Genomic DNA, 12616 nt, shown 5'->3' with positions numbered 1-12616 from the left:
AATCCTTCTAAACCATCTATTTTTTTATAATTTCTAAATCAAATCTGCTTCTTGAAGAGCTGCTTGTACTGTCTCAAGTGGTAAATGGGTCAACTCGGTACCTTTTTCACGATAGAGATACTGGGCGTAGTCATCCATACGGTATTGATTGATATACACGACACGCTCACAACCTACCTGAAGCAATTGCTTGGTGCAGTTGAGGCATGGAAAATGTGTAACGTAGGCTGTAAATCCTTTTGGAACGCCACGTTCGGCTCCTTGTAGTATAGCATTTACCTCTGCATGAAGAGTACGCACACAGTGGCCCTCAATCACCAGACAGTCGTGGTCAATACAGTGCTCCGTTCCTGATACAGAACCATTGTATCCTGTTGAAATCACCTTATTATCCTTGACTAAAACAGCACCTACCTTAGCGCGTTTACAGGTTGAACGATTGGCAATTAATAGAGCTTGAGCAGCAAAATACTCATCCCAAGCCAGTCTTTTTTCTGTCATATCTTCTCTCCTCTTGGTTTATATTTTGAAAAATGGTAGGCGTAAATCTGCAATTTTTTCAGCAGGAACCTTCATTCCATCCTTAATCCATTTAAGCAAAACTGATACGATGGCAGAACTCCAAAAAGAATGCAAGTAAGAGCTGACTCCTTTTGATTTTCCATAGTATTTTTCTAAAAATTCTTGCATGGCTTGCACAAAAATTTTTTCCAAGTGGTAGTCCAAGGCAAGCTGAATAACCTTAGCCTCTTTCTTAGCTTCTCGAAAGAGGCGAACCCAAACCAGATAGAGGTCCGTTTTTACATCGTAATGGCTCAATTGCTCCATAATGTTATGGACGCTTCGTTTAAAGACACTTTCTAAAATCTCTTCTTTGGAGTCATAGTTTCGATAAAAGGCTGCACGGGAAACACCAGCACGTTTGACCAACTCAGAAATGCTAATCTTTGTCAATTCCTTTTTCTCCAAAAGTTGCAAGAGAGCTGTTTCGATAGCTTCTCTGGTCAGTAAATTGGATTCTTGATTGGATTTTCTGAGATTTTCAAGTGAATTTTCAGAAATTCTTCGTTCGGCCATAACACTTCCTTTCTACTTGTGACAACAGAGTGACGAGACTTTTGTTTTAAGATTTTTCATGATATAATTGTAAAAAAAGACAGAACCTTTGTCAATGTATAAGTGATAAAGATGGAGAATTTCTATGACTTGGAAGATTGTAGCTGACTCTGGTTGTGATTATCATCAACTGGCAAATCCAGCAATTGATACTGAATTCATCAGTGTTCCCTTAACCATTCAAGTGGCTGATCAAGTCTTTATTGACGATGCTAGTCTTGATATTGACAAAATGATGGAAACCATGTATGCAACTTCTGAAGCTTCAAAATCAGCTTGTCCTAGCCCTGATGATTACTTGCGAGCATTTGAAGGGGCAAAACATATTTTTGTAGTGACCATTACCGGAACTCTTTCTGGTAGTCAAAACAGCGCTCAATTAGCTAAGAATCTCTATCTCGAAGAACATCCTGATACTCAGATTCATGTTATTGACAGCTTGTCTGCTGGTGGGGAAGTTGATCTAATCGTTGAGAAAATCAATGATTTGATTGACCAAGGACTTTCCTTTGAAGAAGTGGTTAATGCTATTACTGCTTACCAAGAAAAAACTAAGTTATTGTTCGTTCTCGCTAAGGTTGATAATCTGGTTAAGAATGGTCGCTTGAGTAAACTGATCGGTACAGTTGTTGGGCTCCTCAATATTCGTATGGTTGGGGAAGCAAGTGAAACTGGAACCTTGGAACTCCTCCAAAAGGCTCGTGGTGCTAAAAAATCTCTTCAAGCTGCCTATGAAGAGTTAATCAAAGCTGGCTATGCTGGTGGACGTATCGTCATGGCTCACCGCAGTAATGATAAATTCTGCCAACAGTTCTCTGAACGTGTGCGTGAAACATTCCCACAAGCTGATATTAAGGTTCTCCCAACTTCTGGCCTCTGCAGTTTTTATGCAGAAGAGGGTGGACTCCTCATGGGATATGAAATTGACTAATTTATATAAGACAGAGGTCGGGATTCAATGTCCCGACCTCAATTTTTATCAGCAATTATCTTTTCTACTGTAGCTGAGTAGACTTTTGTACTGACAATTTCATCCTCTCATTACATAAGTTTGAAGAAGCCGCCGGTTTGATAAAGATTCACGGGACTAGGTACTATCATGCAAAACTTGATCTACCGATTTCTGTCCCTCCGTCTTTTTTATGGTACAATACTTTTATGAAATATTTTGACACTATTGTAATTGGGGGAGGGCCTGCTGGAATGATGGCTACCATTTCCAGTAGCTTTTATGGGCAGAAAACTCTCCTCATCGAAAAAAATCGGAAACTTGGAAAAAAATTAGCTGGAACTGGTGGTGGGCGCTGCAACGTGACCAACAATGGAACTCTAGATGACCTATTAGCTGGCATCCCTGGAAATGGCCGCTTTCTATACAGTGTCTTTTCCCAGTTTGACAACCATGATATCATCAACTTTTTTACTGAAAATGGCGTAAAACTCAAAGTCGAAGACCATGGCCGCGTCTTTCCAGCCAGTGACAAATCTCGGACCATTATCGAAGCACTGGAAAAGAAAATCATGGAGCTAGGTGGGCAAGTTTCCACTCAAACAGAGATTGTTTCGGTTAAAAAGATTGACGACCAGTTTGTCCTTAAGTCTACAGATCAAACCTTCACTTGTGATAAACTCATTGTCACAACAGGTGGAAAATCCTATCCTTCTACTGGCTCTACTGGTTTTGGTCATGAGATTGCTCGCCATTTCAAACACACCATTACCGAGCTTGAGGCTGCTGAAAGTCCATTGTTGACTGATTTCCCGCATAAGGCCTTGCAGGGGATTTCCCTAGACGATGTGACCCTAAGCTATGGCAAGCATGTCATCACTCATGACCTACTCTTTACCCACTTTGGTTTGTCAGGTCCTGCTGCGCTACGCATGTCTAGCTTTGTCAAGGGTGGGGAAATTCTCTCTCTAGATGTCTTGCCACAACTTTCAGAAGGTGACTTAGTTGACTTTTTAGAAGATAACCGTGAAAAATCCTTGAAAAATGCCTTAAAAGCTATACTCCCTGAACGCTTGGCAGAATTTTTTGTCCAAGGATATCCTGAAAAAGTCAAACAACTAACTGAAAGAGAACGCGATCAACTTCTCCAGTCTATCAAAGCACTCAAAATCCCTGTGACAGGAAAAATGTCCTTGGCTAAATCCTTTGTTACCAAAGGAGGTGTTAGTCTCAAGGAAATCAATCCTAAAACGCTGGAAAGCAAACTGGTTCCTGGCCTTCACTTTGCAGGAGAGGTCCTAGATATCAACGCCCACACGGGTGGCTTTAACATCACTTCTGCCCTCTGTACTGGCTGGGTGGCAGGCTCAAACTTAATCTATAAATGATTTAGTATCTAAGGATGTTAGATAAGAAAGGAACTACTTTGGAACATATTATCTTACTAAGGGGAGTTACTCCTAATGGAAAAAATGCTATCCCTAAAATGTCTTATCTAGTAGATATCTTGATAGAAGCTGATTTTCAACACGTTCGAACCTATATTCAAAGTGGGAATATCATTCTTGAAAGTGACTTATCTCTGGAAGAAATACGAGAACAGGTTCACACTCTAATAAAGGAAAAAATTGGTGCTGATTTAAAAATGGTAATCAAGAACAAAAATGATTTTGCAAAAATTGTCCAAGAAAACCCATTTGGAAAACACTATCTTTTTGACCGAATACATGTGATCCTTTTTCAAAATGATATCCAAAGTCTACCATTAGAAAAATTGGATAGTGACTATGGTGAAGAAGAAATTTGTATCGGCAACCATTGTCTTTACCTCTATCTCCCTAGAACTGCAAAACGAAAAAAACTTAATACCAACTATCTTGAAAAGCTGTTCGGCGTTGATCTGACCATGCGAAAATTAAACGTGGTAGAAAAATTACTAACAAAATAGGAAAAATAATATGAGTAGAAGAGAATCAGTCGAATTTGTCAACATGTGCTTGATTAAAAATGGGGACAAGATCCTAGTTCAAGACCGAGTTAGTCCTAACTGGCCTGGCATTACTTTTCCTGGTGGTCATGTTGAACGTGGCGAATCCTTTGTCGATGCTGTCATTCGCGAAGTGAAGGAAGAAACTGGTCTGACCATTTCTAAACTCCAACTCTGTGATATCAAAGACTGGTATGATGATGCAGATTATCGTTATGTTGTCCTCTTTTACAAAACAGAACACTTTACTGGTGAGCTCCAATCTTCAGACGAAGGAAAAGTTTGGTGGGAGGATTTTGAAAATCTATCTCATCTCAAACTAGCTACTGAGGATATGTCTGATATGCTTCGTGTTTTTCTCGAAGAGGACCTCAGTGAATTCTTTTACTATAAGGATGGGGGAGACTGGTTTTACCAACTCAAATAACAGTAAATCGGCAGAGATCACTCCGCCGACTTTTATTTTGTCTGAGTCTGTGTCTTCCTACTAAAATTCTGTTACTGGCTTTGTCAGTTCTAGCTTAGTCTGTGAGTTTTATCGAGTTTGTGTGCTTACATAGTGGGTAATGACATCTGATGTGTACTGGGCTGTTCCCTGTCCAAACTTATCAAGGTTTTCCTTGAACTCTGGATTATAGACATAGCCTTTTCCGATATGACCAAAGACCTCGATAGAGCAGTCAAATCCATAAGTACGGATGGCTTGCAAGAGTTTGCCTGCTTCCTCTTGATTTTCAGATGCTGTTGCAGGTAGATCAGCTTGAAGATTTTGTGCCAAGGCTTGAAAGACTTGGTTGAAGGCAGCCGTAGCTTCGTCTTCGTGACCTTTTTGGCGCTCGAGCGCTTGATCCATGATTTCTTGGCCATACTTGTCTACAGCCTCTTGGTGGTATTTTTGATGGTCTTGATAGCTAAATCCAGTGAATTTTTCCTCAATAGTCATTTTTCTTTCTCCTTTTTGTTCTTGAATAGTTTTCTGCAAGGTTGAAATCAAGGTGTCTAGATGTTGCCTCTCCTGGGTTAAATAGTCCAACTGTCTAGATAAATGTGGTAACAAGTCCGTCTTTTCTTCCTTCAATAGCTCTGCTATTTTTTCTAAAGAAAAACCTAGATACTTGTAATAGAGGATAATCTGTAGTCGTTCTAAATCCTCTTGACTATAGGTCCGATAGCCATTTTCTGACTTTAATGGAACCAAAAGTCCAATCTTGTCATAATGGTAGAGGGTCTTGATGGAGACACCTGAAAGTTGCGCAGCTTCTTTGATATGGTACATGATTTCCTCCTCACATAAATAGTATATACCCTCCCCTTTGAGGAGAGTCAAGTATTTTATCATATTTTTTATAAAAACATGAAAATCGCTTTCTTGACAGACTTGAAAAATCATGATAGGATAATCAAGTCTATCAATCAAAGAATAAGCTCAAAAGAGCAATTGAGAGAGGGCTATTTGACAACTCAAGTAGCCTTTTATTATTTAGAAATAGATTGGAGTTTAACAATGTCTGAAAAATCGCAATGGGGTTCAAAACTGGGCTTTATCCTTGCATCTGCAGGTTCTGCTATTGGTCTTGGGGCCGTTTGGAAGTTCCCTTACATGACTGCTGCCAATGGTGGGGGAGGTTTTTTACTGGTCTTTCTCATCTCGACACTATTGATTGGATTTCCACTTCTCTTGGCTGAGTTTGCCCTCGGTCGGAGCGCTGGCGTGTCAGCAATCAAAACCTTTGGAAAATTGGGTGATAACAAGAACTACAACTTTATCGGTTGGATTGGTGCCTTTGCCCTTTTCATCCTCTTATCCTTTTACAGTGTTATCGGGGGATGGGTTTTAGTTTATCTAGGTATCGCTATTGCTAAAGCCTTCCAAGTTGGGATTAGCAGTGATTATGCCCAGCTCTTTACAGACATCATTTCAAATCCTTGGATTGCCCTTGGGTCTCAAGCTCTTTTTATCTTCCTCAACATCTTTATCGTATCTAAGGGAGTCCAAAAAGGGATTGAAAGAGCATCTAAGGTCATGATGCCCCTGCTATTTATCATCTTTGTCATTATTATCGGGCGCTCTCTTAGCTTACCAAATGCTATGGAAGGTGTCGTATACTTCCTCAAACCTGATTTTTCAAAACTGACAAGTGCTGGTTTCCTCTATGCTCTAGGACAGTCATTCTTTGCTTTGTCCCTCGGGGTTACGGCCATGTTGACCTATGCTTCTTACCTAGATAAGAAAACCAATCTGGTCCAATCAGGTATGTCTATCGTTGCCATGAATATTTCCGTATCGGTCATGGCAGGACTAGCTATTTTCCCAGCTATGTCAGCCTTCAATATTCAGTCTGAAGGTGGTCCTAGTCTCCTCTTTATCGTCTTGCCCCAACTCTTTGACAAGATGCCTTTTGGAAGTATTTTCTATATTCTCTTTCTCTTGCTCTTCCTCTTTGCGACGGTCACTTCTTCTGTCGTTATGCTGGAAATTAATGTTGGAAATATCACTGACCAAAATAACGAAAAACGTAATAAATGGAGTCTTATTTTAGGTATCTTGACCTTTATCTTTGGTATCCCTTCGGCCCTATCCTATGGTGTGATGGCTGATGTCCATATCTTTGGAAAGACCTTCTTTGATGCTATGGATTTCTTGGTTTCCAACCTCCTCATGCCATTCGGCGCCCTCTGCTTGTCTCTCTTTACAGGCTATATTTTCAAGAAGGCACTGGCAATGGAGGAACTTCATCTTGATGAAACACCTTGGAAACAAGGACTTTTCCAAGTCTGGCTCTTCCTTCTTCGTTTCATCATCCCAATTATCATCATCGTGATCTTTATCGCCCAATTTATGTAAATACAAAAAAGGACTTGAGTAATGAACTCAGGCCCTTTCTTTTTATGGATGACTAACAATCAATTCTAGACCTTGCCCTTCCAAGGTCCAAGCTTCAACATCACTTGGTAAGATAAAGTGACTACCTTTTTGAATTGGATAATCTTTTCCGTCTACAGTCAGTTTCCCTTGACCAGCCAAAACGCTCAACAAGCTGTAATCAGCTGTTTTTTCAAAGTTAACTTTTCCAGTAATTTCCCACTTGTAAACTGCGAAGAATTCATTGGATACAAGGAGAGTTGAACGCAAATCATCTGCTTTGACAGTCACAGGACGGCTATTTGCAGGCTCACCGATATTTAAAACATCGATGGATTTTTCAAGATGAAGCTCACGCAAGTTGCCATTATCATCCTTGCGGTCAAAGTCATAGACACGATAAGTTGTATCACTAGACTGTTGCGTTTCAAGGATTAAGATACCTGCTCCGATAGCGTGCATTGTTCCACTGGGTACATAAAAGAAATCTCCAGCCTTAACAGGTACTTTTGTAAGCAAGGCATCCCAGTTCTTATCTTCGATTTGTTGGCGGAGTTCTTCTTTTGACTTGGCATTGTGACCGTAAATAATCTCTGAACCTTCATCTGCAGCAATGATATACCAGCACTCTGTTTTTCCAAGTTCGCCTTCGTGCTCTAGTCCATAAGCATCATCTGGGTGAACTTGAACACTGAGCCAGTCATTGGCATCTAGGATTTTAGTCAAGAGTGGAAATACTGGTTCTGGACGGTTGCCAAACAACTCACGGTGTTCCTCATACAAACTAGCGAGGTCTGTTCCTTGATAGCGGCCATTGGCTACCTTAGACACACCATTTGGGTGAGCTGAGATCGCCCAATACTCACCAATCTTTTCATTTGGAATGTCGTAACCAAACTCATCACGTAGTTTAGTCCCACCCCAGATTTTTTCTTGCATAACTGATTGTAAAAATAATGGTTCTGACATCTTGATCTCCTGTCTGATTTTTCTCCCCTCATTATAGCAAAAAGCTAGGTCTAATTGAACTCTTTTTCAGATCTTATAAAGTAGGGAGAAGATTTTATAAAAATAGTGAATAAATGTGTTCTACTCAATGCTTGCACCATTGCTAGCAATGACATCCTTGTACCAGTAGAAGGATTTCTTCTTGCTACGTTTGAGACTTCCATGACCTTCATTATCACGATCAACATAGATAAAGCCATAGCGCTTGTTCATTTCGCCTGTTCCAGCTGAAACTAGATCGATACAACCCCAAGTTGTATAACCAAGCAAGTCTAATCCATCTTGGTAAATGGCATCTCGCATAGCCTTGATGTGGGCCTCTAGATAAGCAATCCTATAGTCATCTGCTACATAACCATTCTCATCCGGTGTATCAATAGCACCGAGGCCATTTTCTACGATGAACATGGGCTTTTGGTAACGATCCCAGATGGCATTGAGGGTGATTCGAAGCCCAAGTGGGTCAATCTGCCATCCCCATTCTGAGGATTCTAGATAGGGATTTTTGAGGGAGGCAAATACATTTCCAGCTGTTAATTCTTTAACTTCTGGATCACCTGAGGCCACTCGACTTGCATAGTAAGAGAAGGAAACAAAGTCAACAGTGTAATTCTTCAACAAGTCTAGATCCTCTACCATCATTTCAATCTCAATTCCTTCACGCTCCCACTGCTTCTTAGCGTAGCTTGGGTATTCCCCACGCGCTTGAACATCAATGAAGAAGTAACTCTTGCGGTCTTCTCCCATAGCAGCCCAGTAGTCTCTCGGATGGGCTGTGTTAGGATAGTATTGCCCTGCTGCCAACATACATCCAACCTTGTTTTCTGGGTCAATCTCGTGGGCAAGCTTAGTCGCTAGAGCTGAAGCTACCAACTCATGGTGAGCTGCTTGGTATTTGACTTGTTCTTGATTTTCTCCTTCTTCAAAACAGAGACCAGCTCCCATAAAGGGGGCATGGAGAATCATGTTGATTTCATTAAATGTTAGCCAGTATTTAACCAAGCCTTTGTAACGGGTAAAGAGTGTGCGACAGAGATTCTCATAGAAGTCCAACATACGGCGATTGCGCCAACCACCATACTCAGTAATTAAGTGCATGGGGCAGTCAAAATGCGTGATAGTTACCAGAGGTTGGATCCCATACTTTTGGCATTCCTTAAATAAGTCTTCATAAAAGGCTAGACCAGCTTCATTTGGCTCCGCTTCGTCACCCTTAGGAAAAATCCGAGTCCAAGCGATGGAAAGTCGATAAGTCTTAAAGCCCATTTCCGCAAAAAGGGCAATATCTTCCTTGTAATGATGGTACATATCAATGGCTTCTTTTGCTGGGTAAAAATAGCCCTCCTCAAACGAAAACATCTTTTTCTTCCCTGTGATAATGGCTTCACGGTCCTTACCGATTGGAACAACATCAACATTCGCCAACCCACGACCGTCTAAATTATAAGCACCCTCACATTGATTAGCTGCCGTAGCACCACCCCAAAGGAAGCCCTCTGGAAATTGTAGTATTTCTGTCATCACTTTACCTCACATGATTTACTGGTACTATTATACTATCAAACATTTAAAAAAACTGAAATAGCCCCTAAATAATTTTTAAGAAAAGCACTTTCTTCAAAAAAACTTCTACGATGAACATAGAAGTCAAATAGGGTAGTTGAAGTTTGTATACAAAACCGCTTTATTTCATAAGATTTGGAAGAATGAACATGATAAAGAAAGCTAGAGCAACCATAATAAAAACATTAAGATAGATAAAACATTTTGCCAACCATGCATACCGTCCAGGTCTTAGTGGTCTTTCTACATAGGAATGTTTTGGTTTTTTAGGATCATAATAAACAGCAACTTTTCCACCAATTGGAAAGCGTTCCTTAAGTGGAGATTTTGTATAAGACAAAAAACTATTCCCCTTAACTTTGTATCTTAAAACTTGCGGAATTTCACCATTTTCAAAATTATCCGTTTTTACATCAGATACGATTGAACCTAAGGGAGTACTGATTGTATTTGAAATAGCAGATAGAAATTTAGGCCCTACGACCTTGTATTGGTTTCCATCAACAGTGTATTCAACAACTGGGAGACTAATCCCATTATAAAGAGCATAGGAATATCGGATAATAACTCCTTCCGTTCTTTCGGTACACCTCTTGGCATTACTATAATTACTAAATATAAAATAGGAAAATATAAAATAGGTGAAGGCAGCAAATCCTAAAATCATTAATCCAAATAATAGAAAGAAAGTTGTTGGCATCTTTTTTCTCCTTAAAACATGATGATGAATCTATTTTAACAGAAATGAAAGAAAAAGACCGGATTGCTCCGACCTTTTAATCGTTTATGTTCTCAATTTCTGTTTTAAAAATAGCTAAGGTTAACTTCAAATGATTAAGCGACCTATTTCATTCGATAAAAATCAATCACTAGACCAGCAGGACCTTTAACTAATAAGGACTCTGTCCCCCAATCCGTTTCACAAGGACCGTGTAAAACCTTTATACCAAGATCTTTCAACCGTTTGTAGTTCTGCTCTACGTCCTCAACCTCGATATGAATAATGAGGCCTGACTGAAAATCTTCCAAAGGAATTAAATGATTTCGGGACAACATCAGACAGTGACTGCCAATCGTGAATTGAGCAAAACTGTCATCAACATAATCGGCCTTTTTATCAAAAATACGCTCCAAGTCAGCACAGACTTGTGGAACATCTGAAACGATAATATCTAATTGATTTAAATTCATTTACTATCCTCCACAAAAAGACCGGATGACTACGATCTTTTTAAGTTTCTCTCTATGAAAATCAAAGAATAAAATCTACAGTGGTTACATTTGATTTTCGACGAGAGGAATTATTTAATTGCGCGTGATTGCAACCCTTCTTCTTCCAAGAAGAGGCGGAATGGTACGAGTTCCTCTGCTTCGTATTTTTCCTTGAAGGCTTTGATTGCTTCTTCTGAGTGTTGTTTTGGATCCAACTCAAGTACTTCTACTGGAAGTGGACGGTGTGGTGTGATGTGAGCATCAATAACAACAGTTTTACCTTCTTTGTTCAATTTAACAGCTTCTGCAACAACTGCATCGATATCTTCGATACGGTTTACAGTGAACCCTACAGCACCTTGCGCTTCAGCGATTTTCGCATAGTCAGCATTAGGGAAGTCACAACCAAACAAGTGTTTGTTTGTGTCTTCGTATTTGTCCTTGATGAAGGCATATTTACCATTTGAGAAGACAACGTTGATAACTGGAAGGTCGTATTGAACGTTTGTGATCACGTCTGGGTAGCACATGTTGAATGCACCGTCACCCATGATGTTCCATACTTGGCGATCTGGATTGTCTTTCTTCGCAGCGATACCACCTGGAAGGGCAATACCCATTGTCGCAAAGAGTGGAGATGTACGCCACATGTTCTTAGGTGTCATGTGAAGGTGACGAGTAGATGTTTGAGTAGTGTCACCTACGTCGATTGAGTAGATAGCGTCTTGATCAGCATATTTGTTGATTGCATTGTAAACTTGATACAATTGCAATTCACCCTCAGTTTTACCTTCGAGTTTGTTCATGTAATCACGCCAGTTTTGGTTGTTCTTAACGTTTGCACGCCACCATGGAGTAGACTCAACTGGGTTCACTTTGTCAAGGATAGCTTTAGCGGTTTGACCTGCATCACCAAGGATTGAAGCGTCAAGGGCATGACGTTTACCAAGTTTGTAAGGGTCGATATCGACTTGGATGAATTTTTCAGTGTTTTTGAATGCTTCGTATACTTCAGCAAATGGGAAGTTTGAACCAAGGAAGAGAACAGTGTCTGCTTCAAAGACAACTTCGTTGGCTGGTTTCCAACCAACACGGTAAGCAGAACCTGTCAAACCTTCGTAGTTCCATTCAAAAGCTTCAAAGTTTTTACCAGTTGTGATGATTGGTGCTTTGATTTTACGTGACAATTCAGTAATCACTTCACCAGCTTTAACACCACCGTAACCAGCATAGATAACTGGACGTTCAGCATTGTTCAAGATTTCAACTGCTTTGTCAATTTCAACTTCGTTCAAAGCAGGAGCGATGAATGAACGTTCGTATGAACCTGAACCGTAGTATGAGTTTTCGTCGATTTCTTGAAAACCAAAGTTTACTGGAATTTCAACAACGGCTGGACCTTTTTTAGAAACGGCAGCACGGCAAGCTTCGTCGATTACTTTTGGTAATTGTTCTGCGTAAGCTACACGTTTGTTGTAAACAGCGATACCGTTGTACATTGGGTTTTGGTTTAATTCTTGAAAAGCATCCATGTTTAATTCGTTAACTGGACGTGATCCAAGGATAGCAAGGAATGGAGTGTTATCCATAGCTGCATCGTAAACACCGTTGATCAAGTGAGTCGCACCTGGACCACCTGAACCAACTGCAACACCGATAGAACCGCCAAATTTAGCCTGCATAACCGCTGCAAGAGCACCTGTTTCTTCGTGGCGAACTTGCAAGAAACGGATATCTTTGTCTTCAGCCAAAGCGTCCATAAGTGAGCTGAGTGTTCCTGATGGGATACCGTAGATAGTGTCTACGCCCCATGTTTTCAATACGTTAAGCATTGCTGCTGATGCAGTAATTTTCCCTTGAGTCATAATGATAACTCTCCTTAAAAGTTAATTTGATGAATAATAAAAGCGCTTTTATA

Annotated in this window: 13 protein-coding genes; 5 read left to right on the top strand and 8 right to left on the bottom strand. The window is 40.3% G+C overall.

Features of this window, described 5'->3' with window-relative positions:
• Positions 1 to 33: 33 nt before the first annotated feature.
• Complete coding sequence (locus HMPREF2619_RS03560; protein ID WP_070459083.1) at positions 34 to 501, bottom strand: deoxycytidylate deaminase; 468 nt, start codon at positions 499 to 501, stop codon at positions 34 to 36.
• Between the two features lie 18 nt (positions 502 to 519).
• On the bottom strand, positions 520 to 1077 hold the full coding sequence (locus HMPREF2619_RS03555; RefSeq protein ID WP_070459081.1) for a TetR/AcrR family transcriptional regulator: 558 nt from the start codon (positions 1075 to 1077) through the stop codon (positions 520 to 522).
• A gap of 124 nt (positions 1078 to 1201) precedes the next feature.
• Between HMPREF2619_RS03555 and HMPREF2619_RS03550 the strand changes: the two genes are divergently transcribed.
• The 4 genes from HMPREF2619_RS03550 (at position 1202) to HMPREF2619_RS03535 (ending at position 4479) form a co-directional block, all read left to right on the top strand.
• Positions 1202 to 2047 carry a DegV family protein gene (locus HMPREF2619_RS03550; protein WP_070459079.1) on the top strand — a complete coding sequence of 282 codons (846 nt, stop codon included), beginning with the start codon at positions 1202 to 1204 and terminating at the stop codon, positions 2045 to 2047.
• A gap of 227 nt (positions 2048 to 2274) precedes the next feature.
• The gene (locus tag HMPREF2619_RS03545) at positions 2275 to 3453 is read left to right on the top strand and encodes an aminoacetone oxidase (protein ID WP_070459077.1); all 1179 of its coding nucleotides are present in this window, start codon (positions 2275 to 2277) and stop codon (positions 3451 to 3453) included.
• A gap of 38 nt (positions 3454 to 3491) precedes the next feature.
• Entirely contained in the window at positions 3492 to 4013 is a 522-nt protein-coding gene (locus HMPREF2619_RS03540; RefSeq protein WP_049508826.1) for a DUF1697 domain-containing protein, read from the top strand.
• A 10-nt stretch (positions 4014 to 4023) separates the two neighbouring features.
• Entirely contained in the window at positions 4024 to 4479 is a 456-nt protein-coding gene (locus HMPREF2619_RS03535; protein ID WP_070459075.1) for an 8-oxo-dGTP diphosphatase, read from the top strand.
• A gap of 108 nt (positions 4480 to 4587) precedes the next feature.
• Here the strand turns inward: HMPREF2619_RS03535 and HMPREF2619_RS03530 are convergent, their stop codons facing one another.
• Positions 4588 to 5328: a MerR family transcriptional regulator gene (locus tag HMPREF2619_RS03530; RefSeq protein ID WP_070459073.1), complete on the bottom strand. Its 741-nt coding sequence runs from the start codon at positions 5326 to 5328 to the stop codon at positions 4588 to 4590.
• 84 nt (positions 5329 to 5412) lie between these two features.
• On the opposite strand from HMPREF2619_RS03530, the gene HMPREF2619_RS03525 reads away from it, so the two are divergent.
• On the top strand, positions 5413 to 6897 hold the full coding sequence (locus HMPREF2619_RS03525; protein WP_398578183.1) for a sodium-dependent transporter: 1485 nt from the start codon (positions 5413 to 5415) through the stop codon (positions 6895 to 6897).
• A 42-nt stretch (positions 6898 to 6939) separates the two neighbouring features.
• Here the strand turns inward: HMPREF2619_RS03525 and manA are convergent, their stop codons facing one another.
• The 5 genes from manA to spxB all read right to left on the bottom strand — a co-directional run bounded on the left by manA (position 6940) and on the right by spxB (position 12563).
• Positions 6940 to 7884, bottom strand: a complete 945-nt coding sequence (gene manA / locus HMPREF2619_RS03520) for a mannose-6-phosphate isomerase, class I (protein ID WP_070459071.1) — start codon at positions 7882 to 7884, stop codon at positions 6940 to 6942.
• Between the two features lie 120 nt (positions 7885 to 8004).
• Complete coding sequence (locus HMPREF2619_RS03515) at positions 8005 to 9444, bottom strand: 6-phospho-beta-glucosidase (RefSeq protein ID WP_070459068.1); 1440 nt, start codon at positions 9442 to 9444, stop codon at positions 8005 to 8007.
• A 163-nt stretch (positions 9445 to 9607) separates the two neighbouring features.
• On the bottom strand, positions 9608 to 10186 hold the full coding sequence (locus HMPREF2619_RS03510; RefSeq protein WP_070459066.1) for a DUF3592 domain-containing protein: 579 nt from the start codon (positions 10184 to 10186) through the stop codon (positions 9608 to 9610).
• Positions 10187 to 10329: 143 nt separating this feature from the next.
• Complete coding sequence (locus HMPREF2619_RS03505) at positions 10330 to 10677, bottom strand: VOC family protein (RefSeq protein ID WP_070459063.1); 348 nt, start codon at positions 10675 to 10677, stop codon at positions 10330 to 10332.
• Between the two features lie 110 nt (positions 10678 to 10787).
• Positions 10788 to 12563, bottom strand: a complete 1776-nt coding sequence (spxB, locus tag HMPREF2619_RS03500; RefSeq protein WP_070459061.1) for a pyruvate oxidase — start codon at positions 12561 to 12563, stop codon at positions 10788 to 10790.
• Positions 12564 to 12616: the final 53 nt, after the last annotated feature.

Source organism: Streptococcus sp. HMSC074B11 (assembly GCF_001808705.1).
Lineage (GTDB): Bacteria > Bacillota > Bacilli > Lactobacillales > Streptococcaceae > Streptococcus.
The sequence above is the reverse complement of the archived record's forward strand: the minus strand, read 5'-3'. Positions and strand labels throughout refer to the sequence as shown.